The following is a 23666-nucleotide window of genomic DNA, read 5'->3' on the forward strand; positions in this document are numbered from 1 at the left end:
GCGAGTCTCCAGACTCGCGTACCGAAGTAAAGGCGGCGCGTAAGCTATTTCGCGAGTCTGGAGACTCGCCCCACTGGTTGGCCTGCCGTTACGCGCTGCGCGCTAAACGGCGGCCAGCGGCAGCGGCGCTGCCAACGGCTGACATTATTCAGTAAGTATCAATTCAATGGCCGAAAACCTCTTTCTCACCGCCGACACCAAAGCCGCCCGCTACGCCGAGCTGCTACCCCAAATCGAAGCCCTCACCAGCGCCGAGCCCGACCTCACCGCCAACCTCGCCAACACGGCCGCCGCGCTGCGGCAGGCGTTCGGTTTTTTCTGGGTCGGCTTTTACTTGGTGAAAAATGAGGAGCTGGTGCTCGGGCCGTTTCAGGGGCCGATAGCCTGCACGCGCATCCGCAAGGGGCGCGGGGTGTGCGGCACCAGCTGGGCCGAAGCCCGCACGGTGCTGGTGCCCGACGTGGAGGCGTTTCCGGGCCACATCGCGTGCAGCTCCGACTCGAAGTCGGAAATCGTGGTGCCGGTTATTAAAGAAGGCACCGTAGTAGCCGTGCTCGACGTAGACAGCGACCAGCTCAACGACTTCGACGCCGACGACCAGGCGGCGCTGGAGCAACTGATGGCCCTGGCAAGCGCTTGGTTTTAAAGACTATGAACGTATCGAAGATGTGGCTGCTGCTGCTGGGCAGCGCGGTAGCCGGCTGCGGCAAGCAGGTAGAAGTAGCGCCTGGCGTCGCCATCCGGCACCAGCACGACGCGGCCATTCAGCGGCAGATAGAGCTGCTGCAAGCCGAGCAGCTGAAAGTGTCGGCCCCGGCCGCCGGCTCCGGCCCGGCCGTGCTCAGCCTGGAAGTGCTGAACCCCCAGGCCGCGCCCGAGCAGCACCCCGATACCCTGAAGCAGCGGATGCGCCAGCTGGCCCGCCTGCTGGTGAGCGACCTGAAAAATCCCGCTGACTACCAGGTAGTAAACGCCCAGGCTACGTTCAAGCCCGGCTTGCTGGCCAAGGACAAAAACACCAGCTCACTAGCCTTCATCTACCCGCTGGCCAGCCTGAAATAGCGCCCTGCCGGGCCCTGCCGCCGTTACCTTCACCGCATGGATTCTCCTTCTTCCTCTTCGCCTATCGCCGCTACTCCTGCCGCCGCCGAGCCGCTCGTGATAATGGGCGCGGGCCTGGTGGGCACGCTGCTGGCCCTGTACCTGGTGCGGCGCGGCCACCCGGTGCACCTCTACGAGCGCCTGCCCGACCCGCGCCGGGGCAGCCTGCGCGAGGCGCGCTCCATCAACCTAGCCCTCTCCGACCGGGGCTGGCGCGGGCTGGCGGGCGTGGGCGTTACCGATGATATTCAGAAGGTTGGCATCCCGATGTACCGGCGCGTGATGCACGACCAGCGCGGGCAGCTCACCTACCAGCCCTACGGGCAGGAGGGCCAGGCTATTTTTTCGGTGAGCCGCGACAGCCTCAACCGCACCCTGCTCGACCTGGCCGAGGCCAAGCCGGGCGTCGAAATTACCTTCGGGCAGAAACTGACCCAACTCGACCTGCCCGCCCGCCGCCTGCACCTGCGCGACGTGGCCAGCGCCCGCGAATACGATGTGCCCTACCAGCGCCTCTTTGGCGTGGATGGCGCGTGGTCGGCGGTGCGCGGGGCCATGCAGCGGCTCGATAGGGCCGACTACTCGCAGCAGTACCTAGAGTATGGCTATAAGGAATTGACCATCGCGGCGGGGCCGAATGGTGCCTGGCAGCTGGAGAAAAACGCCCTCCATATCTGGCCCAGGGGCAATTACCTGATGATTGCGCTACCCAACCTCGACGGGTCGTTCAATGCTACGCTGTTCTTTCCTTATGAAGGGCCGCTATCCTTCGACAGCCTGCGCACGCCCGAGGAGGTAGAGCGGTTTTTCGGCGAGGTATTTCCCGACGTGGTGCCGCTGATGCCGGAGCTTGATACCGAGTTCTTTGACCACCCCACGGGCTCGCTCGTCACCATCCGGTGTTGGCCCTGGAGCTACCAGGATTCGGTGCTGCTGCTCGGCGATGCGGCTCACGCCATCGTGCCTTTCTACGGCCAGGGCATGAACGCGGGCTTTGAGGACTGCACCGTGCTCGACCGCCTGCTCGACGACCTGGGCGAAGGCGACTGGGGCCGCATTATGGATGAGTTTGAGCGCCTGCGCAAGCCCAACACCGATGCCATGGCCGAGCTCGCGCTTTACAACTTCGTGGAAATGCGCGACCGCGTGGCCGACCCGCGCTTCCTGCTGCAAAAGCGCATCGAGGCCAAAATCGCCGCCCAATATCCCGACAAGTGGCTACCGCTGTACTCGCGCGTCACGTTCTCGCCCGACACCCCCTATGCTGAGGCCTGGGCCGCCGGGCAAAAGCAAGACGCCATTATGCAGCAACTCATGCCGCATATTCAAAGTGAAGCTGACTATGAGAATGCGGAGGTGCAAGCATTGGTTGCTCGCTTGGTAGGATAAGTTTCCCGCAGAGTTTCGCAGGGTTGAAAACGCAGGGTCTCGCAGGGTGCCAATTGGACGAACCCTGCGAGACCCTGCGTTTTTAACCCTGCGAAACTCCGCGGAAAATTTGAAATTACGGCTGCACCGTAATCGTGCGCGTAACCGAGTTGAACGGCCCCGGAATCAGCTTGCCGCCGTTATCGACTAATTCCAGCTTGATGGTGGCCTGGCCGGGCGGCAGGCCTTCCATCATGTAGGGCAGCCACTGGTCGAGCATAAACTCGGTGCCGTTGATGGTAGCGCGCACCTTGTTGCCGTCGGGGGCCAGGGTAGTGTTGACGAGGTAGAAGTCCAGCATGATTTTCTTCGCATCAGCGCCCGCGTAGGTGTCTTTGGGGCGGCTGTAGAAGAGGTGCGGGGCTTTCAAATCGACTTTGGCGCTGGTGGTATCTACGTTATTACCCACCGTAATGGTGCGCAAGTCATACGCGCCCAGATGCTTGAGGCTTTCGTGGTACGAGCGTGATAGAAACGAGAGAATCACGTGCTGGCCGGGCTCCATCGGCTGCGAAAACTTGGTTTCGTACTGCGCGATGTAGGGCTTGTTGTCGATGATGAGGTGAATGTGCTGGCCCTTCATCGAGTTGGCCATGTGCTGGGCGTGGTCGCCGCCCGTCATCTTGGTCAGCTGAAAGTTGGTGAGGTCGTAGCTGAACGGCACCGGGCTGGGCACCGACGAGCCCGCTACGGGCTGGTTGAGGCGCAGCTGCGCCGTGGGGAACTTGGGCGAGTCGTCGAAGGGCGTCAGCGTGATACCGTTTTTAGTCTGGGCCGCGCCGGCTACCGTGTTGGTGGTGGTTTGGGCCCCGAGGGCCGTGTCGCGCTCGGCGGGGGCGGTAGTGGCGGTTTCGGCTTGCTGCGAGGTGCTGCAGCTGCCGAGGGCCAGGGCGGCGGCCAGCGCCAGGGTGCCGCCAAACGGGGCAAGAGCAGATTTCATAAGGTGAAAGGAAAGGTGGAAAAGAAAGCGCTGCTAAGCTGCGTGAGTTGATTTTACTTAGACATGAGACGTTAGACACGAGACATGAGAAAGCTTAGTAGAGCAGTTCTCGTGTCTCGTGTCTAACGTCTCATGTCTAAGTAAAATCAATAGAAACGGTCGATTAAAACCATTGCTTAACCCGTACAATACGGCACCAACCCGCCCCAGGGTTTTGCCGTACCTTTGGGCCAGGTAACCATTGGTTTGCTGCTGGCGGGTTGGCGCGGGCGGCTGGCTCGCAAGCGCGGCCGGCCAGTCGATTCGCTACCAGTGGTTATTGGTTGTAGAACCAATCAGCAAGTAATTCTTAACCCAATTACTTTTTTAGCATGGCTGATAACCTGCCTGACCACATCCCCTCGCTCGACCTGGCGGATTTCCGCTCCGGCGACCCCGCCCGCAAAGCCAAGTTCGTGCAAGAACTCGGCGATGCCTACCAAAGCATCGGCTTCATCGCCCTCAAAAACCACGGCCTCAACGAGGAGCAAACAAAGGCCCTGTACGCCGACGTGCAGGAGTTTTTCCAACTGCCCGACCAGGCCAAGCAGGCCTACGAAGTGCCCGAGCTAGCCGGCCAGCGCGGCTACATCAGCAAGGGCAAGGAGCACGCCAAGGGCCGCAACACCGGCGACCTGAAGGAGTTTTTCCACGTGGGCCAGGAGGTCGAGGGCGAAGACCCGGTAAAGGAGCAGTATCCCGCCAACATCTGGCCCAATGAGGTGCCCCGCTTCGCGCAAAGCACCATGAAGGCCTACCGCACCCTCGAAAGTGCGGGCAAAGACGTGCTACGCGCCATCGCGCTGTACCTGGAGCTGCCTGAGAACTACTTCGACGATAAAGTGGTGAACGGCAACAGCATCCTGCGCCCCATCCACTACTTTCCTATCGAAGACCCCGACGCGGTGCCCGCCGATGCGGTGCGCGCTGCCGAGCACGGCGACATCAACCTCATCACGCTGCTGATGGGCGCCAGCGCCGACGGCTTGCAAGTGAAGCGCCGCGACGGCCAGTGGATTGCCATCACGGCCCTGCCCGACCAGATTGTGGTGAACGTGGGCGACATGCTCCAGCGCCTCACCAACGGCGTGCTCAAGAGCACCATTCACCGCGTGGTAAACCCGCCCCGCGAGAAAATGAACACCTCGCGCTACAGCATCCCGTTCTTCATGCACCCGCGCTCCGAGATGAGCCTGGCGGCTCTGCCGCACCTCGTCACGGCCGACAACCCGAAGAAGGAAGCCGACATCACGGCCGGCGAGTTCTTGAACGAGCGGCTGATTGAGCTGGGGTTGAAGAAGAAGTAAGTGATTGATAGTTTGAGAAGCGGCTGGCCTGAAAAGGTCAGCCGCTTTTCGTTGCGCGGACTTTGTAGTCCGCGTGCGTTAGCAGTAAATAATTCGGTTAATTCATACGCGGACTACAAAGTCCGCGCAACACTCCTTCCTAAATGACCACCCGCATCGAGCACGATTTTCTGGGCGAACGCCACATCCCCGCCAACGTCTACTACGGCATCCAAACCCTGCGGGCGATGGAAAACTTCGCCATCACGGGCATTCCAATTAAGAATGAGCCGCTATTCGTGCAGGCACTGGCTTACGTGAAAAAGGGCGCGGCCCTGGCCAATAAAGAGCTTGGCGTGCTGCCCGCTAACATTGCCGATGCCATCGTGGCGGCCTGCGACCGAGTAGCGAGCGGCGAGTTCGACGACCAGTTTCTGACCGACATGATACAGGGCGGCGCGGGCACTTCGGTGAACATGAACGCCAACGAGGTAATCGCCAACGTAGCCCTCGAAATGATGGGCCACCAGAAAGGCGACTACGACTACTGCCACCCCAATAACCACGTCAACTGCTCGCAAAGCACCAACGACGCCTACCCTACGGCCTTCCGCATCGCGCTCAACAACAAGCTCGTGGGCTACCGCCAGGCCCTAGGTGCCCTCGCCGATGCCTTCGCCCAAAAAGGCGAGGAGTTCAAGAACGTGCTCAAGATGGGCCGCACCCAGCTGCAAGACGCTGTGCCCATGAGCATGGGCGACGAGTTTCACGCCTTCGCCACCAACCTGCGTGAGGAGCTGCTGCGCATAGATGATTCGCGCCGGCTCATCTCCGAAATTAACATGGGCGCTACTGCCATCGGCACCGGCGTGAATACGCCGCCCGGCTACGCGGGCCTCGTAACCCAGCACCTGCGCCAGGTAACGGGACTGGATTTGCTGCTGGCCGGCGACCTCATCGAAGCTACCTACGATACCGGGGCCTACGTGCAGCTCTCGGGTGTACTCAAGCGCACGGCCGTGAAGCTCAGCAAAATCTGCAACGACCTGCGCCTGCTCAGCAGTGGCCCCCGCACCGGCCTCAACGAAATAAACCTGCCCGCCTTGCAGCCCGGCAGCAGCATCATGCCCGGTAAGGTCAACCCCGTCATCCCGGAGGTAGTTAACCAAACGGCCTTCTACGTGGCCGGGGCCGACCTCACGGTGACGATGGCCGCCGAGGCCGGCCAGCTCCAACTCAATGTCATGGAGCCGGTTATCTCGTTTGCACTCTTCACCAGCATCAGCTACCTCACCAACGCATGCCACACCCTGCGCGACAAGTGCGTGCTCGGCATCACGGCCAACGCCGCGCACGCCGCCAACATGGTCTACAACAGCATTGGCATCGTGACGCAGCTCAACCCCGTGCTGGGCTACGAGGCCTCGGCCAGTATTGCCAAAGAAGCTTTGGCCACCGGCAAGTCGGTGCACGATATTGCCGTGACCGAGCGCGGATTGTTGACTCAGGCGAAGTGGGACGAGATTTTCACGTTTGAGAATCTGATTCGGCCGGTGTTTATTCAGTAAGCAGTCAGTGTAGGGTAAGCTTTAGCTTGCCAGCGCGTAGCGCATAAACGCATGTTGAGCAAATGGAAGCGCGGTAAAATTTGCCCCACAATCGTTTATGCGCTACGCGCTGGCAAGCTAAAGCTTACCCTACACCGAAATTATCCTATCTTCGGCGCAGGTAACTCCCGCCATTTCGTGCTTTCCAAGTCTTCCATTCGTGCTACGCCCGCCGTGCCCCTGGCGCCCCTGCGGCGGGCGGGCCGCCGGATGCGCCGCACCCGCAACGTTATCTTTCTCAAAGATGTAGCTGGCTTGGCCTTCACGGCCTTTGGTGGTCCGCAGGCCCACGTGGCCATGATGCTGCGCCTGCTCGTGGCCAAGCGCCGCTACCTCACCGCCGCCGAGCTGCTGGAGCTGCAAGCCCTGTGCGCGTTGCTGCCGGGGCCCACTTCGACCCAGACCATCACGGCCATCGGGCTGCGGCTGGGCGGGCCCAATCTGGCGTATTTAACCCTGATAATCTGGTGCTTACCAGCGGTAGTGATAATGACCGTGGCGGGGCTGCTGCTGAGCCACGTCGATGGCGGGCGCACGGCGCAGGTGGTGCAGTTTGTGCAGCCGGTGGCGGTGGGCTTCGTGGCGTTTTCGGCCTACCGCATTGCCGAAAAGGTCATTCACACCAAAACTTCGGTGGCTTTGATGGTAGCCGCCGCCATGATAGCCTACTTCTTTCAGCTGCCGTGGGTGCTGCCGGTGCTGCTGCTGGCGGGCGGCAGCGTCACTACGCTGCGCTACCGCAAGCACACCATCGTGCAGGATAAGAAGCCCTTGCACATCGAATGGGCCAACTTTGGGCTGTGGCTCGGCATCTTCCTGGGGGCAGCCTTGCTGGGGCACTACACCGAGCTGCTGCCGGTGCGCTTATTCGAGAATTTTTATCGCAACGGCTCGCTGGTATTCGGCGGCGGGCAAGTGCTGGCCCCGCTGCTTTTTGCGGAGTTCGTGGAGTTTAAGCACTACCTCACGAGTGCCGAGTTCTTGTCGGGCCTGGGCATGGTGCAGGCGCTGCCGGGGCCCAATTTTGCCTTTGCCTCCTACATCGGGGCGCTGGCCATGCGGCCCACCGGCCTGGGCGTGGGCGGGCAACTGGTGGGCGCGCTGGTAGGCGCGCTGGGTATCTTTTTGCCCGGTTTGTTTCTGATATTCTTCGCCATCCGCTTCTGGGATGGCCTGCGCCAATACCGCGTGGTAAAGGCCTCACTGGAAGGCGTGAACGCCGTGAGCGCCGGCCTGGTTTGCGCCGCCGCGTTACTGCTCTACCACCCGCTGCCCGACCGCCTGCTGGCCTTGCCCGGCTGCCCGCCCGGCTGGCAGTTTCCCCTCAACCCGCTCTTGGTGGGCCTCACGTTTCTGCTGCTACTCTGGGAGCGCGTGCCGAGCGTGTTCATCATCGGCGCGGCGCTGGCGGCGGGGTGGCTGGTGGGCTGAATGTAGGGTAAGCTTTAGCTTGCCTTTTCCGCGTCTGAATGAAGTAAGATTTTACTTATCAATCGCGAAAAAGGCAAGCTAAAGCTTACCCTACACTACTTTTTCGCCCCGGCAAAGCGGCGGTCGGCTTCGGGCCAGTTCACCACGTTCCAGAAGGCGGCTACGTAGTCGGGGCGCTTGTTTTGGTACTTGAGGTAGTAGGCGTGCTCCCACACGTCGAGGCCCAGCACGGGCGTGCCGCGCTGGATGCCGGGCAGGTCCATGAGCGGATTGTCCTGGTTGGGGGTGCTGGAAATGAAGAGCTTGCCGGCCTTGTCTACGCTCAGCCAGGCCCAGCCCGAGCCGAAGCGCGAGGTAGCGGCTTTGGTGAATTCTTCCTTAAACTTGTCGAACGAGCCGAAGTCCTTGGTGATGGCCGTGGCCAGCGCGCCGGTGGGCTGCCCGCCGCCCTTCTGGGCCAGCAGCGTCCAGAACATCGAGTGGTTGTAGTGGCCGCCCGCGTTGTTGCGGATGGCGTCGGGCTGCTTGCTGGCGGTGGCGAGCAGGTCGGCCAGGGGCAGCTTTTCCTCGGGCTTGCCGGCTACGGCCTCGTTCAGCTTCGAGACATAGGTTTTGTGGTGCGCGTCGTGGTGAATTTCCATCGTGCGGGCGTCGATGTGCGGCTCCAGCGCTGCGAAGGCGTAGGGCAGCGGCGGCAGCGTGAACGGCCCGTCGGCCATGGGCAGGGCGCGGGCATCGCGCAAAAAGCGCTCTTCCTGGGCGCGGGCCAGCACGGCAGGGCTAACTAAGGCGCTGAGCGCGAACGCGGCGGCGTTCTTGATAAAATCGCGTTTTAGCATGGGGTAAGGAGTAGGGTAGCACGGACTTTCAGTCCGCGAGGGCAAGGTAAGGCCGGTAGCGCGTTGCACGCGCGGACTGAAAGTCCGCGCTACTTGTTCGTGATTTCCACGTAGGCCTTGCCCGTCACGGGCTGGCCGTGGTGGGTGCCGCTCACCTTGCACATGCCCTCCCAGTAATACATAGTGAAGGCGTGGAAAAAGCGCAGCGCCAGCTCCTGCTGCGGCACCAGCGGCTCTACCACCAGGTCGTAGCCCTGGGCGGGCACCTGCACGCGCCAAGTGGCAGGGTACTTCTTTTTAGACTTGGGGCTGGTCCAGTAGGTGAGGGGCGTCAGCGTAAAGTCATTGCCCGCGAGGTGCAGGTTCTCATTGCTGGCGCTGAAATACGAGCCATTGTTGAGGCTTTGGCCGGTTTCGCTGTTGCGCAGCGTGTTCAGCATCAGCTCGCTGCGTTGCGGCACTTCGGCGCGGGGCTGCTCGTCGAGCTGGATGCTGAGCCAGTCCCAGCCCACGCCCTTGGCCACGATGCTGGTGCAGTTCCACTGCCGGTCATACCACAGGTCGCCGCTTACCTGGTGGGTTTTGCCGGCCACCGTGAGCGTGCCGGTGGTAGCCAGACGCGGGTATGAGTAGTAGCCGGCCAGCACGCCGCCGCCGTAGTTTTCGTAGCCGGTGCCGCCGTGCAGCAGCACGGGCTTGGTGGGCGTGGTGCTCAGGTTCAGGGCATAGCCGGCGTTGTCTTTGCCGGTGAGGGCGGCGGCAAACTGGTACTTGCCTTCCTGCCCGTCAAACGTCCAGACCTGTCCATCCTTGTGCTCGCGCAGGCGCAGCGGCAGCGAGTCGGAAAGCAGGCGCGGCAGCTTGCCGAGCTTGTAGTCGTAGTTGAAATGCTGGCCTTTGGGGTCGGTGATGGCCACGTTCACCATCTGGTAGTCGTCTTTGCCATCCTTCAGGTTGAAGTGGAAAAAGACATACTCGATGCCAAATTCCTCGCCGCTGGCCTGGTCGCGCAGGTGGCCGGTGAGGTACCACCACTCCAGCGAGTTCTTCGGGTGCACGGCCTCTTCGCGGGGCAGCTCAGCGCGAGTGGCGGTGGGGTTAAAGCGGGTAGTGGGTACCGGCTTAAAGGTGGAGCAGGCGGTAAAAAGCAGCGTCAGCAGCAGCGCAATGGGTAGTCGCATCATACCCCGCTACAAAGGTTTTGAAGGCCGAAAAGTTTGGCCTGCTTGCTATTTTGAGCCAGCCTCAGGGGTGACGGTGAAGCCTTGAACAAGGTTGTTAATATGTTCAGCCAAAAGCGAGTCCGTGGGGCAGTTCACTGCCAGCGTGGTATCGCCAGCCAGCAGCTCAGCCGGAGTAACTGTCGCACTAGTGAGCGTCGGCGGCTGTGCATGTGCTAAAGGCGGGCGTGGGGCCACGCGGGTGGCCGGGTCGCAGGCTTGCAGGACCAGCACGGCCGCCAGTACGCCCGCTAGCCACGGCTGCCACTGGCGTGGCGGCTGGGTAGACCGGGCCGCTAAAGGCCGCCCTACCTGGCTAGCGCGAAATCGCCCACAGGTGCCGCCCACACCCGCTCGCTGGAAATAAGCTAGAATTTCGGCGTCGGTTTGCTGGCTGAAATCAACCACTGTTTGCTGGCAGGCGGCGCAGTGGCGGCCGCCGCTGGCGGGCGTCATGGCGCCCCAGTTTTCGGCACAGGGCCGGGGAATACTGATGCTGAAATTCATGGCTTAAAAATAGGATGCCAACGACTTACGGCCGGATGCTGTGCGCCCGCGCCGGGTACACGGGCGGCGGCGCGGGCGGGGTCATCAGCCGGAAGCCGCGCAGGTTGGGCCGCCCGCGGCCGGGGGCCGAGGCCAGGCGCAGCACCAGCGGGTGCGCGGGGTCGTAGGTGCGCCAGTCGAGCCGCCGGCGCAGGGGCTTGAAAGTGTAGCCCACCGGCACCACCGAAATGCGCAGCTCGCCGCCGCGCACCGGCTTCCACTCGGCCGGAAAGCTGAAGGTGAAACGGCCCTGCGCGTCGGTCACGGCCCCGTATTTGGTGTCGTTGAGGTACAGCCACAGGTCGGGTATCGGCACATTTAGCGAGTCGTCGATGGCCGTGCCGCTGATAGTTATCGGTCCCGTTGGCCGGGGCGCTGGTTGGCCGGCGGGCAGCTGCGCCTGCGCCGCCAGGCAGCGGCTGGCTGCCAGCAGCAGTACCCAGCGGCAGGGTTGTTTTTGGATAAGATTCATCATAAATAGCCTAGCGTTTTTCAGAATCAGGCAAAAAAGCGACTCACCCGCTGCCACAGCGTAGGCGGCGGGCTCACCAGCCCTAGCCCACCCAGAAAAACCCTGGCCGTAGCCAGCCGGATGGTGAGTGGGCCGGGCTTGGCGCGCAGGGCTACTTCCTGCCGGTAGGTTTCGCGGCCCACCGCGCTGATGAGCAGCACGATGCGAGCCTGCGTGGTGACGATGGGGAAAACAAACTTGCCGTGCTCATCGGTGGCAACCTGGTTATCGCTACCGTCCAGTAGCACGGTAGCTCCGGCAATGGGCGCGTTGGTATGGCTGTCGAGCACTACGCCTTCCAGGTGGTAGCTGCCGCTGGGCGGCGGCCCGGCCAGCCGCACTGGCGCGGCGGGCTCTTGGCCTGGGGGCGGCGCGGCCAGGCTCACGGGCGGCGCGGTGCGGCCTGCCGCCCGCGCCCCGCCCAGCGGCACTAGGCTGATGGCGGCCAGCAGCGCGCCCAACCAGGCGCGCCACGGCTGCCGTGGTGCGGCAGCGCGCAGGGGCCGCGCCAGTTGGTCGGCCCGCACCCGGCCGCAAGTACCGGCCCGGCCCGCCTGCGCCAGGTAGGTTAGAATTTCGGCATCGGTCATGCGGGTGAAATCAACTACCGTTTTGGTGCACGTGGCGCAGTAGCGGCTGCTGGCGGCGGGCGTCATGGCGGCCCAGCTTTCGGCGCAGGGCTGCGGGATGCGAAGGGTAGTAGCGCGTGGGGTCATAACTCAGAAAGAAGAAGCCGCTTTTCTTCCTGATGCCGACCCGCGCCCGATTGCACACGGCCCCGCCGTAACTTGGCCGTTTGCTATTTTGCCGCTCCAATTTTTTCCTGGCCAGATGCCCCCCTCCAATACCTCGCTCTTCCGCCGCAAAACCATTGAATCTATCCTGGCCAACCCGCCCGCCGATGCCGAAGGCCACGGCGGCGGGGGCGGCGGCCTGGCCCGCCACCTCACCGTGCGCGACCTCACGGGGCTGGGCATCGCGGCCATTATCGGGGCGGGCATCTTCTCGACCATCGGGCAGGCCAGCCTCAATGGCGGGCCGGCCGTGTCGCTGCTGTTCGTGTTTACGGCCGTGGCCTGCGCGTTTTCGGCCTTGTGCTACGCGCAGTTTGCGGCTACCATTCCGGTCAGCGGCTCGGCTTACACCTACGCCTACACCTCGTTTGGCGAGCTCGCGGCCTGGATTATCGGCTGGGCGTTGATAATGGAATACGCGGTGGGCAACATCGTGGTGGCCATTTCGTGGAGCGACTACTTCACCGGCCTGCTCGATGGCATCGGGCTGCACATCCCGGCCTGGCTCACGATGGGCACCCAAAGCGCCCACAGCGGCTACGAGGCCGTGCTGGCCCTCATGCAAAGCGGCAAGCCCCTGAGCGCCGCCACGCCCGCGCAGCTCGACGCCTACTACGCCTGGACCAAAGCCCCCGAGCTGGCCGACGGTCTGCGGCTGGTAATCGACCTGCCGGCCTTCCTCATCACCGTGGCCATCACGGCGCTGGTGTACGTGGGCATCAAGGAAAGCAAAAATGCCTCTAACTTCTTGGTAGCGTTGAAGTTGGCGGTAGTGGCCATCGTCATCGTAGTTGGTGTTTTCTACGTGGAGCCCGAAAACTGGCACCCCTTCGCGCCCAACGGCTTGGGCGGCGTGCTCAAGAGCGTGTCGGCCGTGTTCTTCGCCTACATCGGCTTCGATGCCATTTCGACCACCGCCGAGGAGTGCAAAAACCCGCAGCGCGACCTGCCCCGCGCTATGATGTGGGCGCTCATCATCTGCACGGTGCTCTACGTGCTTATTACGCTGGTGCTCACGGGCATGGTGAGCTACAAAGAACTGGGCGTGGGCGACCCGCTCTCTTTCGTGTTTGCGCGGGTGGGCCTCACCTGGTTTTCCAAGCTGGTAGCCGTGAGCGCCGTCTTTGCGATGGCCTCGGTGCTGCTGGTGTTTCAGCTGGGGCAGCCGCGCATCTGGCTCACCATGAGCCGCGACGGGCTGCTGCCGGGGCTGTTTTCGAAGGTGCATCCCAAGTTTCACACGCCCTCGTTCAGCACCATTATCACGGGCGTGTTCGTGGGCGTGCCGGCCTTGTTTGTGAATATGGACATGGTAGTCGACCTCACCAGCATCGGCACGCTGTTCGCCTTCGCACTCGTCTGCGGTGGCATCCTCATCATCGACCCCAAGGGTAAGTCCAACGCCCGCTTCACGGTGCCCTACATCAACGGCCGCTGGCTGATGCTGCTGCTACTGGCCCTCGGCGCGGGCGCGCTCTACCAGTACAACGGCCCCGCCAACCACGAGTTTTGGCTCGACATCAGCGGGCAGCACGGCTGGCTGGTCGAAGATGCCGAGGGCAAAATCACGGGCGGCTTCGCGCACCAGATTCCCTACCTCACCTTCCTGCTGGCTACCGTGGCGCTGGCCGTGGTCACGTTCCGCAAGCAGCTGTCGCTGCTGCCGGTGCTGGGCCTCATCATTAACCTCTACCTGATGACGCAGCTCGGCATCCGCAACTGGGCCATGTTCTCGGGCTGGCTGGTGCTGGGGCTGGGCATCTATTTTGGGTATGGCTACAAGCACTCGCGGCTGAACAAGGGTGGGTTGAAACTGGGGTGAGGGTAGGGCGAAGGTGGGGTGAGAGTGGGGAGAAGGTGGGGCGAAGCCAGCGCCGAAAAACGGCGGCCTAAGCCATTCTTGCTTTCCGACTGTTAGCCAATGCTTAATACCTATGCCAGCTTTGGGGCGTCGCCCGCTGGCTGGCCGCTGGCTTATTTTCGTCTAATGGCACTCTTTCTTCCTTTTATCGAAGCCGAAATACAAGACCAGTACTAGGCTGAGGACAACGCCCGGCCCTGGATAGTAGGCTTTAGCGGCGGCAAAGACTCCACCATGCTTTTGCAGCTGGTGTGGAAAGCCGTGCAGAAGCTGCCCGAGCAGCTGCGGTGGCGGCCGGTCCACGTGGTCTGCAACGATACGATGGTGGAAAACCCGCGCATCGTGCGCTTCATCGAGGACACGCTGTATCGAATTGAGGCAGCGGCGACCGCGCAGAGTATGCCGTTTCACGTGCATCGCACCACGCCCCGGCTCGAAGATACGTTCTGGACCAACCTGCTGGGCAAGGGCTACCCGGCCCCGTCGAACACCTTCCGGTGGTGTACCGAGCGCCTCAAAATAAACCCGGCCACGCAGTTCATCCGCACCAAAATCAGCGATGCGGGCGAGGTGATTATCCTGCTGGGCACGCGCTCGGCCGAAAGCTCGCGCCGCGCGCGCTCGATGGCCAAGCACGCCGTGCATGGGCAGCGGCTGCGCAAGCACGTGCTGCCCAATGCCTACGTGTACGCGCCCATCAAGAACCTATAAACCAACGAGCTGTGGCAGTCCTGAGCCAGGTGCCCCCGCCCTGGGGCGGCACCCACAAGGAGCTGATAACGCTGTACCGCAACGCCAGCACCGAGGCCGACTGCCCGCTAGTGATTGACGACGAAACGCCCTCCTGCGGCAAAAGCCGCTTTGGCTGCTGGGTGTGCACGGTGGTGGTGAAAGACAAGTCGATGGACGGCCTCATCCAGAATGGCGAAAGCTGGATGGAGCCGCTCTCCGACCTGCGTGACTTCCTGATAGAAGCCCGCGACAACCCCGAAACCTACCGCCAGAAGCGGCTGCGTAGCGGTGTGGTGCGCGAAGATGCCTGGGGGCCGTACCTGCCCCAGGTGCGGGCCGAGATTTTGCGCCGTTTATTGCAGGCCCAATTCGATATTCGCCAGGAATACGATGAAACCATGACCTTTATCACCCACTAGGAACTGGTAGCGGTGCAAGTGCCGTGGTATCGGAATGAAATTTTCGGGTTTGAGGTGGCCGAGATTTACAATGCCATTTTCAACACCCACCTGGATTTGGGCTTGGATAAGCGCACCGCTAAAATTCGGGAGGAGGAAAGCCTGCTACGTGAGGTGTGCCAGGATAATCCTGACCATTTCAACTTGATTCAGCAAGCAGTGAAAGTCGTCAAAACTAAATCGTTGCTGAGGCGCAAGCGGGGTCTGTACGACGATATTGAACAAGTGCTGGATAACTACCTGCGGGAGAAGGAGGCTGCCTAACTTAGCCCGATGGACAGCTCCAAAATTCTGGATTACTACCGCTACGCTTTCAATCATCTGAAGCGTGACAAAAGCAAAGGCGCGGCCCCGCACAAGCCCGTTCTGCTGCTGAGCGTGCTGCATGAGTTCGCGGCTGGGCGCGTCATTGGTAATCAAGTTTTTATCACGCCGGAATTAACCCGCACGTTTGCCACCTACTGGAACGTGCTGGTGACGAGTGGGCACGAAAAGCGGTTTGCGCTGCCGTTCTACCATCTGGCCAATGAGAAGGGTAACTGGTGGCGCTTGCGGCCGGTGCCGGGCTGCGAAGTATGGCTGCAAAACGCGGGGTCGATGCGGACGTTTGCCAACCTGTCGGCCGCTGTGGCTTGCGCGGAAATAGATGCCGGCCTGGCGGCGCTGCTGATGCAGCCGGAGAGCCGACAGGCGCTGCGCCAGGAGTTGCTGGCGACCTACTTTCCCGGCCAGGTCGCGCCGCGCATCGACGACGACAGCGCCGGCTACGTGCAGGGGTTGGAAAACGAGGTTGTCAATGAAAGCCAGGCCGAGTACAAGGCCGTAATTGAAGGGCTGCAAGCCGCCGCAAAAACCGCCAGAACTAAGCAGGACCCGGAGAAATACGAAATTGAGGTGTATAACCGGGGTACCGTATTCCGGCGCGAAGTCATCCGGCTTTATCAGGAAACCTGCTGTATATCCGGCCTGCGCGTGTCGGCCACGTCCAACGTGACGCTGGTAGATGCCTGCCACATCAAGCCCTTCGCCCTGGGCTTCGATAATACCCTCACCAATGGCATCGCGCTGTGCCCCAACCTGCACCGCGCCTTTGACCGGGGCTTGCTGACGGTGGACGACAACTACCGGGTAGTGCTGTCGGGCGCGTTCATCGAAAATGCCGCCAGCCCGTTCAACCTGCGGCAGCTAGCCGGCGTTGCGCTGACGCTGCCAAGCCACCATTTGCCCTCATTGGAGGCGTTTGCGTGGCACCGGGCGCAGGTATTTCAGAGGTAGCATGTAGCATATAGCCACGGGGAAACGACGGGCACCGGATGCGTCCGAGTTTCCGGCCGATTTCCGGCTGCTGCACGACCTGACCGAATCGGAACAGGCGCAGCTCCAGGCGCTGGTCGATAACCTGCGCCACTCCTTTTGGGAGCAGTTCAAGCGCTTACACTTCGAGTACAACCAGCTACGCAACGAGCTGGCCACGGTGAAGCGGCAGATTGCCGATGCCGAGTCGCTGGCCGAAGATGCCGTGGTGAAGGCTGACCGGCAGCGCAAGCGCGAGCTGGACGACCACACGGAGCGCCTCACGGAGCAGGTCGGGGGCCTGGAGCACAGCAACGGCCAGCACCAGCTAGGCATCGTGCAGAAAACCAAGCAGCTCGAAGACCTCAAGAAAAAGCTGAAATCGACGGAGCAGGACCAGGAAAAGGATGCCCTTACCGAAGTGCTGGCCCAGCGCCTGAAAGAGTACATCGTGCTCTACAAGCAGCGCAAGAAGAAGTCGTTGGAAGAGCAGATTAAGAAGGGCCTCAAGATGCTGATGCACAAGAAGAACTTCATCAAGCGGGTGGAAGTCCGCATCATGGGCGACCTGATTGAGATTGAGCTGTTCAACAAGCGCGATGAGGTTATTCTGAAAGAGGGCCTTTCGAAAGGCGAGCAGCAGCTGTACGCTACCGCGCTGCTGTATGGGCTGGTAGAAGAGTCGGAGTTTGACTTTCCGGTTTTCATCGACTCGCCCATGCAGAAGTTCGACGACCAGCACGCCGAAAACATCGTCAAGCATTTCTACCCCAGCATTGCCCACCAGGTCATCCTGTTTCCGCTCATCAACAAGGAGCTGACGCAGCGCGAATACGAGATGCTACGTCCCCGCGTGGCCCGCTCCTACCTCATCGTGAACCAGGACGCCGACCAGTCGGGCTTCGAGGAAGTAGTGCCCGACCAGTTGTTTACCCGCTACGCGGCCCTCTATCATTCTGCCTAAGCCGATTCAAGCGCCGTGCTACTCAACCTAAGAACTTCGGAGGCCAACAAGGCCGTAGTTTCAGAATTAACCAAGCGGATGTTTCCGCAGGGGCAGTACGAAAACGTTATTTCGCGCATCGCCATAGCGTTTTCCATTTCGCGTGGCGTGCATCTCGACCTGCGCGACCTGCGCGACAGCAAGGGCAAGGAGTATAAGGAAGACAATCTGTTTGGGGCCAACCGCAGCTACTACGCGGCCTTGGTGTGCCAGCACTATGGCATCCACAAGACCAACGCCGACCTGCCGCGCTACCTCAAAATGCACATGGACGACGGCCTGGAGCGGCTGCACAAGCTCTTTGCCGACAACCGCAGCTACTCGGGCCTCGACTTCTTGATTGAGCATATCGAGCGCGGCTCCGAAGCCCTGGAAGACGTGACGGTGGGGGCCATTATCAACGACAAGAACCCCACCCCCAGCAAGGCCCATTTTGCCGGGCCGCTCGCCGTGCTGCTGGGCCTCACCCTCGATGAGGCCCGCACGCCCATCAGGCTGGTGCTGAACGATACCGCCGCGCGCAACAACGCCCACCTGGCCGTGGCCGGCAGCTCGGGCACCGGCAAAACGCAGTTTGCGCTGGACCTGCTGCGGCAGTTTGCCGAAAACGCCGGGGGTAGCCTCAACTTCCTGTACCTCGACTTCAAGGGCCTCAAAAACGACGACGTGAAGGGTATGCAGCCGTTTTTCGACCGCACCAATACCACGTTCATCAACGCCCCCCAGAAGCCGTTTCCGCTCAACCCGCTCATGTTCATCGACAACGTGAACGAGAAGAGCCGGCTCATGGGCATCAGCAAGTTCGTGGATATCATCACGACCTACGCCCCGCGCATGGGGGCCACCCAAACCCAGCTGCTCAAGGATGCCACGCGGGAAGCCTTTGCCCGCCAGAAGGGCGGCAAATACCCGTCGATGCGCGACGTGAGCGACTGCCTGTTTGAGGCCACCGGCGGCAAGCCGGACACGCTCACCGAAATCATGAAGAGCCTGAGCGAGTACGAGCTGTTCAGTGGCAAGACCGACGCGAAAAATACTTTCCTCAACCAGAATTACTATTTCAGTCTTTCCGGCGACCTCGACAAAACCATCCGATTCACGGCCACCTTCCTCACCATCTACTACATCTACAACACGTTTATGAACATGGAAAACGCGCCCATCACCAATGGGCTGCAAGCCATGCGCTACGTGCTGCTGATAGACGAGGCCCACGTGCTGTTCAAAGACAAAAAGTCGCAGGAGCTGCTGGAGCGCATGCTGCGCGAAATCCGCTCGAAAGGCGTGGCCGTGGTGCTGCTATCGCAGGGCATCGAGGAGTTCAACCAGCCCACTTTCGACTTTTCGAGCCTCTGCGAAAACACCGTGCTGCTGGAAATAAAAGACCGCATGAACACGAAGGCAATGGCCAAGTTTCTGGGCTTCAACGAAGCCGAAGCCCGCCTGCTGGGCAGCAGCATGGGCAAGATTCAGAAGGGCCAGGCCGTGGCGAATGTAAAAGAATTTAGGCGGGGCGAGTTGTTTGAGGTCGAACAGTATTGGAAATAAAGCGGTCATGTTGAATGACGCATTTTTCCATAGGCTATGGCATTTTTCCATAGCCTATGGAAAAATGCCATAGCCTATGGCCGGGCATGTGGAGGTTGGGGCGCTACTATCTTTAGCGGTGAAACTCAACAGATGTTTATGCTTACAGAGGAATCCCTGCGGGCACTCATTGCCGAAGGGGAACAGTTTACGGTAGAATTCAAAGGGGAAGAGCGCCAAAAGCTGCCAGACCAGGATTTGCTGGAAACAGTAGTATGCCTGGCCAATGGCCGGGGAGGATGGCTGCTGCTAGGCGTAGAGGACGACGGGCGCATAACGGGGGCGCGGCCCCGCGGGGCCAGCGGGGCACCGGCTACCCCGCGCCAGCTGGAAGCTTTTTTGGCCAATAACACGGTGCCTAGTTGCCCTACCAGGTGCCAGATGCTGGAACTGGATGGGCTGACGGTAGTCGCCATCGAAGTGCCAGAAGGACTGCCAATAACGGCCACCCGCAGCGGCGTGGCCAAGCGCCGGGCCTGGGGCGGCGACAACCGCCCGGCGTGCGTGCCCTTTCATTACCACGAAATGCAGGCCCGCGCCGCCGGGCGGGGATTATTCGACCCGTCGGCTCAAGTGTTGCCCGAAGCGCGCTGGGAAGACTTGGACCCATTGGAATTTGAGCGCCTGCGGCAAACCATCAATCGCAACCGGGGCCGGGCAGACGCGGCACTGCTGGAACTATCTGACGAAGACTTATTTACGGCCTTAGGCCTGGGAGAAGGTACAACGCGGGTAGAGCGCATCCGGCTGGCAGGGCTCTTGTTGCTGGGCCGGGAGGCCGCACTGCGCCAACTGGTGCCCACACACGAAGTGAGTTTTCAAGTGCTGGCCGGTACGCAGGTGCAGGTGAACGACTTTATGCGGGTACCCTTGCTGCGGGCCGTAGAAGACCTGCAAAGCCGGTTTGTGGCGCGCAACCAAGAGCAGGAAGTTGACCTGGGAGCTGTCAGGATGGGTATTCCCGACTATAGTCCGGCGGGGTTTCGGGAGGCGTTGCATAATGCGCTGGTGCACCGGGATTACGGCAGCCTGGGCGCGGTGCATGTGCAATGGCGCGAAAACCAATTGGAAATCAGTAACCCAGGGGGCTTCGTAGAAGGTATTACTATTGAAAACCTGCTGGTGACACCGCCCCGGCCGCGCAATCCTATTCTGGCGGATGCCTTCAAGCGCCTGGGGCTGGTAGAGCGAACGGACCGCGGGGTCGATACGATTTATGAAGGGCAGCTTCGTTACGGCCGCCCCGCGCCCGACTACTCGCGCACCACCCAGCAAGGGGTGCATGTGCTACTACACGGTGGGGAAGCCAACTTGGAACTGGCTCAGTGGATAGTGGAGCACGACCAGCTGCGCCGGCCCGTGACGGTAGATGAAATGCTCGTCATCAACGCCTTGGAGCATGAGCGCTGCTTGTCGGTACCCGTGGCTGCCCGGCTGATGCAGCGCTCGGATGAAACGGCCCGCGCCCTGCTGGAACGCCTGGTCGAGCAAGGTATTCTGGAATCGCGCGGTACACGTGCGCGCCGTGAATATCAGTTTTCGGCGGCTACCTACCGGGCACTAGGGCAGCCTGCTGCCTACACACGGGTGCGTGGCTTCGAGCCCATTCAGCAGGAGCATATGGTCTTGCAGTACGTGCGTTCGCACGGGCAAATTACCCGTATGCAGGTGTGCGATTTGTGCCAGATAAGCGATGCGGATGCTAAGAGCCTTTTGCAGCGAATGATACAGCAAGCGCAGTTACGCCTAGTGTCTAACCGACGCTGGTCGTATTACACGTTGGCAGAAGAATAAGCTTCACTACTTTCAGCGCCTACACCGCCGCAAACGCCCGCAGCTTCTGCACTACCTCGGCCACGGCCTGCTGCACCACGGGTAGCTCGGCCACGTCCGTAAACCGCCCCAGGCTAAAGCGCAGGCACGAAAAGGCGGCCGTTTCATCCAGCCCCATTGCCAGTAGCACGTGCGAGGGGTCGAGCGAAGCGGCGGTGCAGGCCGAGCCATTGGACACGGCGATGCCGTCGAGGCCCATGATGAGGGCGTCGGAGTCGCAGACCTCAAATTGAAGGTTGGTAGTATTGTAGAGGCGGTGGGCACGGTTGCCATTCACGCGGGTGCCGGGGATGGCGAGTAGGTTGGCTTCCAGTTCGTCGCGCAGCGCGCCGAGGCGGGCGGCCTCGGCGGCCATACTCTGGCGGCACAGCTCGGCGGCGTGGCCGAGGCCCACAATGCCAGGCACGTTGAGGGTGCCCGAGCGCCAGCCTCGCTCGTGGCCGCCGCCGTGCAGCAGGGCCGCTAACCGCACCCGGCGCGGCCGGCGCTGGCGCACGTAGAGGCCGCCCACGCCTTTGGGGCCGTAGAGCTTGTGGCCCGAAAAAGTGAGCAGGTCGATGCCCAGCGCTTCCACATCGATGGGTAGCTTTCCTACGGCCTGGGTGGCATCGGTCATAAACAGCGCCCCGGCCGCATGGGCCAGCTCGGCAATTTCCTGAATAGGCTGGATGACGCCGGTTTCATTGTTGACCGCCATTGCCGACACCAGAATGGTATCGGACCGGATGGCGACCTGCACGGCGGCCAGGTCAAGCAGGCCATCGGGCTGCACGGGCAGATAGGTTACTTCGTAGCCCTGGGTTTCGAGGTAGCGGCACACGTCGAGCACGGCGGTGTGCTCGGTTTGCACCGTGATGATGTGGCGGCCCCGACTGGCGTAGCTGTCGGCCACGCCCTTCATGGCTAAGTTGATGGCCTCGGTAGCACCGGAAGTAAAAACCAACTCGGTGGGGTCGCAGCCCAGCAACTGCGAAACCTGCTGCCGCGCCAGCTTCACGGCCTCGTGCGCTCGCAGGCCGAAGGGGTGCGTGCTGGCCGCGTTGGCGTAGTCTTCGGTGAAGAAGGGAAGCATGGCATCCAGTACCCGCGGGTCGAGGCGGGTAGTGGCGTTGTTATCGAGGTAAATCATGGCGGCGTACTTGAGCGGCAAAGGTACCGGCCATACAGAACAGGGCCGAAGCAGCTGGTGTGCGTTGAATGTACATCAATAAGGCTACTCCTTGTTCAGCGCCAGCTCGGCCAGCAGCCCAAAGTGGTCGGAGCCCACGTCGGGCGCGCGCGTGAGCGACACCACCCGAAACTGCGGCGACACAAAAAAGTGGTCGAGTGGCCAGCGCATGAGCGGCACGCGGGCATCGAAGGTGGTAAAAAGCCCCCGTCCCACGCTCACGTCGCGCATCGGCCCCTCGGCCACGAGCTGATGGGTAGTTTTCGACCACGACACGTCATTGAAGTCGCCGGCCACCAGCGTGGGCCCGGGCGTGCGGCGCAGGATGCGCGCCACCTTATTGAGCACGATGTTGCGCAAACCCACCCCATCGGGGTAGTTGTCGGGGATGGGGGGCGTGGGGTGAATGCCGAAAAACGTGAACGTGCGCCCATCAGCCAGCCGCATCCCCGTGAGCACGGACGGCACGCCGGGCTGCTCCAGGTCCTGGGTTTGGGGGTGCAGCAGCGGCAGGCGCGAGTACAGGATGAGGCCGTAGGCGTTGGCGCGGGGCAGCTCGATGCGGTAGGGGTAGGCGGCGTGCAGCGGGCGCAGCGCCCGCGCCCACCAGTCGTCGGGCTCCAGGGCCAGCACCACGTCGGGGTTGGTGGCCTGCACCAGCCGGCGCAGGCGGGCATCCTGCCGGTTCTTTATTAATACATTGATAACGAGAATACGCACGCGGCTGGCCGAGTCCTGCGCCTGGGTTGGCGTAGCATCGGCCACGGCCTTGGGCATAAGGGGCAGGTAGGGCCACAGGTAGCTGGCCTGCGCCAGCAGCGCTGCCGCCAGCGCCAGTAGCCCCAGCCGCAGCAGGCGCGGGTGCCGCGGCCACCCCAGCCACAGCAGCCCCGCCAGGGCCAGCACCAGCACCGCCAGCACTTGCAGCCGTGGAAAGCCCAGCGCCTGCACCCACCACACGGCCGTAGGCAGCCCCGAAAGCAGCGTAATCAGCAGCGCCAGCGCACCTAATGCTACCAGCAGGTAGCGCAAAAAGCTCAACAAGTGGTTCATGTGCGGGGCAAACGGCCCAGTCGGCTGCCGCGTTGCCGGCCAGCCCCGCGCCCCTGGCGGCTGCGGGCGTGAGGCAACGCCGTGACACTACCTACGGGCTATAGCAAAAGCGTGGTCCTTTACCATACCAGCACGCAGCCTAGACGAACGCCTTGCCGCGCTGGCCGCCGTATAGCGTGCAAAACACCGCTGCCCGATGGTACCTCGTATGCTTTTGCTGCTCTGCCTCGCGGCACTGCCCATGCTTTTTGGTCTGTGGGTCAACGCTACGGCCCCGCACCCGCCCACCCGCGCCTATGTGCCCGCCCGCTGCACCCGCTACTGCGCCCTGCACGGCTGCCGCCACGCCACCCGCGCCAACAGCCCGGCCTACTTTCAACTGCGGCCGCTGTACGCGGCCACTGTGCGCGGGCTGCTGCTGGGCGGCCGGGCGCGCTACGCGACTGTCAACGTGGCGTTCTACCTGGGGCTCGTGCCCGGCCTGCTGCTGTGGCTAACCTATGGTGCCCTGCGCGATGCAACCCGCCTGCGGCAGCTCAAAAACCGCGCATGAGTGCCCTGCTTCACCTGCTGGCCCGCCTGGTTCACTTCGCTTACTGGTTTTGCTGCGATTTTATGGTGAACCTCGCCAACCGTACCCACACCTCTTATGAGGAGGCCAATACCTGGGTGCTGCTTTTGCTGCTGCCGGGGCTGCTGGCGCTGCTCGTCGGGGTGCGGGTAGTGCAGCGGTGGCAACTGCGGCGGTAGCGGCGGACGGCGAAAGCTGGGGTGACAGGCCGGCGAGGCGCTGGCCACCGGGTAAAGCCCTACACGCTACCCATCGTTAGGCACGAGAGCAAACTCGCTATAACTCTTCTGTAGACATGGTAGATGCTTGCCTAGTCGATACTTACCTGAAAAGAGCTTGCCGAAAGAATTTGGCCAGGCGGTGAA

The 23666-nt window shown here is 62.0% G+C and carries 24 protein-coding genes; 16 read left to right on the plus strand and 8 right to left on the minus strand.

The features are described 5' to 3' along the window. Window positions 1-166 precede the first annotated feature (166 nt). From VFO93_RS14720 to VFO93_RS14730, 3 genes are read left to right on the plus strand one after another with little or no spacing between them, the layout of a single operon-like run. A complete protein-coding gene (locus VFO93_RS14720) occupies window positions 167-646 on the plus strand; it encodes a GAF domain-containing protein (protein ID WP_325135153.1) in 480 nt (159 codons plus the stop codon). Window positions 647-651: 5 nt separating this feature from the next. Next, complete coding sequence (locus VFO93_RS14725; protein WP_325135154.1) at window positions 652-1062, plus strand: hypothetical protein; 411 nt, start codon at window positions 652-654, stop codon at window positions 1060-1062. A 36-nt stretch (window positions 1063-1098) separates the two neighbouring features. Beyond that, the gene (locus VFO93_RS14730) at window positions 1099-2490 is read left to right on the plus strand and encodes an NAD(P)/FAD-dependent oxidoreductase (RefSeq protein WP_325135155.1); all 1392 of its coding nucleotides are present in this window, start codon (window positions 1099-1101) and stop codon (window positions 2488-2490) included. A 115-nt stretch (window positions 2491-2605) separates the two neighbouring features. On the opposite strand, the gene VFO93_RS14735 is transcribed toward VFO93_RS14730, so the two are convergent. Continuing rightward, window positions 2606-3469, minus strand: a complete 864-nt coding sequence (locus VFO93_RS14735; RefSeq protein ID WP_325135156.1) for a hypothetical protein — start codon at window positions 3467-3469, stop codon at window positions 2606-2608. Between the two features lie 371 nt (window positions 3470-3840). On the opposite strand from VFO93_RS14735, the gene VFO93_RS14740 reads away from it, so the two are divergent. The 3 genes from VFO93_RS14740 (at window position 3841) to chrA (ending at window position 7832) form a co-directional block, all read left to right on the plus strand. Beyond that, window positions 3841-4815 carry an isopenicillin N synthase family dioxygenase gene (locus VFO93_RS14740; RefSeq protein ID WP_325135157.1) on the plus strand — a complete coding sequence of 325 codons (975 nt, stop codon included), beginning with the start codon at window positions 3841-3843 and terminating at the stop codon, window positions 4813-4815. Window positions 4816-4958: 143 nt separating this feature from the next. Continuing rightward, window positions 4959-6362, plus strand: a complete 1404-nt coding sequence (gene aspA, locus VFO93_RS14745; protein WP_325135158.1) for an aspartate ammonia-lyase — start codon at window positions 4959-4961, stop codon at window positions 6360-6362. Between the two features lie 177 nt (window positions 6363-6539). Next, entirely contained in the window at window positions 6540-7832 is a 1293-nt protein-coding gene (gene chrA, locus VFO93_RS14750) for a chromate efflux transporter (RefSeq protein WP_414653591.1), read from the plus strand. A gap of 95 nt (window positions 7833-7927) precedes the next feature. Here chrA and VFO93_RS14755 read toward each other — a convergent pair whose 3' ends face one another. The 5 genes from VFO93_RS14755 to VFO93_RS14775 all read right to left on the minus strand — a co-directional run bounded on the left by VFO93_RS14755 (window position 7928) and on the right by VFO93_RS14775 (window position 11664). Further along, window positions 7928-8551: a superoxide dismutase gene (locus VFO93_RS14755; RefSeq protein ID WP_325135246.1), complete on the minus strand. Its 624-nt coding sequence runs from the start codon at window positions 8549-8551 to the stop codon at window positions 7928-7930. Between the two features lie 209 nt (window positions 8552-8760). Next, window positions 8761-9855 carry a lipocalin-like domain-containing protein gene (locus tag VFO93_RS14760; protein WP_325135159.1) on the minus strand — a complete coding sequence of 365 codons (1095 nt, stop codon included), beginning with the start codon at window positions 9853-9855 and terminating at the stop codon, window positions 8761-8763. A 45-nt stretch (window positions 9856-9900) separates the two neighbouring features. Continuing rightward, complete coding sequence (locus VFO93_RS14765; protein WP_325135160.1) at window positions 9901-10398, minus strand: hypothetical protein; 498 nt, start codon at window positions 10396-10398, stop codon at window positions 9901-9903. Window positions 10399-10423: 25 nt separating this feature from the next. Continuing rightward, window positions 10424-10912: a hypothetical protein gene (locus VFO93_RS14770; protein ID WP_325135161.1), complete on the minus strand. Its 489-nt coding sequence runs from the start codon at window positions 10910-10912 to the stop codon at window positions 10424-10426. Window positions 10913-10935: 23 nt separating this feature from the next. Continuing rightward, window positions 10936-11664, minus strand: a complete 729-nt coding sequence (locus VFO93_RS14775) for a carboxypeptidase regulatory-like domain-containing protein (RefSeq protein ID WP_325135162.1) — start codon at window positions 11662-11664, stop codon at window positions 10936-10938. Window positions 11665-11779: 115 nt separating this feature from the next. Here VFO93_RS14775 and VFO93_RS14780 point away from each other — a divergent pair, with 115 nt between their 5' ends. The 8 genes from VFO93_RS14780 (at window position 11780) to VFO93_RS14815 (ending at window position 20470) form a co-directional block, all read left to right on the plus strand. After that, complete coding sequence (locus VFO93_RS14780) at window positions 11780-13564, plus strand: amino acid permease (RefSeq protein ID WP_325135163.1); 1785 nt, start codon at window positions 11780-11782, stop codon at window positions 13562-13564. A 273-nt stretch (window positions 13565-13837) separates the two neighbouring features. Then, entirely contained in the window at window positions 13838-14314 is a 477-nt protein-coding gene (locus VFO93_RS14785; RefSeq protein ID WP_325135164.1) for a hypothetical protein, read from the plus strand. An 11-nt stretch (window positions 14315-14325) separates the two neighbouring features. Then, window positions 14326-14754, plus strand: coding sequence for a hypothetical protein (locus VFO93_RS14790; RefSeq protein WP_325135165.1), 429 nt, complete (start codon window positions 14326-14328; stop codon window positions 14752-14754). A 54-nt stretch (window positions 14755-14808) separates the two neighbouring features. After that, window positions 14809-15057 carry a hypothetical protein gene (locus tag VFO93_RS14795; protein ID WP_325135166.1) on the plus strand — a complete coding sequence of 83 codons (249 nt, stop codon included), beginning with the start codon at window positions 14809-14811 and terminating at the stop codon, window positions 15055-15057. Window positions 15058-15066: 9 nt separating this feature from the next. Continuing rightward, window positions 15067-16068, plus strand: coding sequence for an HNH endonuclease (locus tag VFO93_RS14800; RefSeq protein ID WP_325135167.1), 1002 nt, complete (start codon window positions 15067-15069; stop codon window positions 16066-16068). Window positions 16069-16267: 199 nt separating this feature from the next. Beyond that, the gene (locus VFO93_RS14805) at window positions 16268-17050 is read left to right on the plus strand and encodes a hypothetical protein (protein ID WP_325135168.1); all 783 of its coding nucleotides are present in this window, start codon (window positions 16268-16270) and stop codon (window positions 17048-17050) included. Between the two features lie 15 nt (window positions 17051-17065). Continuing rightward, window positions 17066-18637 (plus strand): DndE family protein, encoded by a 1572-nt coding sequence (locus tag VFO93_RS14810; protein WP_325135169.1) that lies wholly within the window; start codon window positions 17066-17068, stop codon window positions 18635-18637. Window positions 18638-18775: 138 nt separating this feature from the next. Continuing rightward, window positions 18776-20470, plus strand: a complete 1695-nt coding sequence (locus VFO93_RS14815; protein ID WP_325135170.1) for an ATP-binding protein — start codon at window positions 18776-18778, stop codon at window positions 20468-20470. 19 nt (window positions 20471-20489) lie between these two features. On the opposite strand, the gene VFO93_RS14820 is transcribed toward VFO93_RS14815, so the two are convergent. Both VFO93_RS14820 and VFO93_RS14825 read right to left on the minus strand, forming a co-directional pair. After that, window positions 20490-21638 (minus strand): cysteine desulfurase family protein, encoded by a 1149-nt coding sequence (locus VFO93_RS14820; protein ID WP_325135247.1) that lies wholly within the window; start codon window positions 21636-21638, stop codon window positions 20490-20492. 84 nt (window positions 21639-21722) lie between these two features. After that, window positions 21723-22730, minus strand: coding sequence for an endonuclease/exonuclease/phosphatase family protein (locus tag VFO93_RS14825; RefSeq protein WP_325135171.1), 1008 nt, complete (start codon window positions 22728-22730; stop codon window positions 21723-21725). 208 nt (window positions 22731-22938) lie between these two features. Between VFO93_RS14825 and VFO93_RS14830 the strand changes: the two genes are divergently transcribed. Beyond that, the gene (locus VFO93_RS14830) at window positions 22939-23283 is read left to right on the plus strand and encodes a hypothetical protein (protein ID WP_325135172.1); all 345 of its coding nucleotides are present in this window, start codon (window positions 22939-22941) and stop codon (window positions 23281-23283) included. After that, a complete protein-coding gene (locus tag VFO93_RS14835; protein ID WP_325135173.1) occupies window positions 23280-23480 on the plus strand; it encodes a hypothetical protein in 201 nt (66 codons plus the stop codon). Before VFO93_RS14830 ends, VFO93_RS14835 begins: the two co-directional genes overlap by 4 nt. Window positions 23481-23666 lie beyond the last annotated feature (186 nt).

Source organism: Hymenobacter sp. (genome assembly GCF_035709525.1).
GTDB lineage: Bacteria > Bacteroidota > Bacteroidia > Cytophagales > Hymenobacteraceae > Hymenobacter.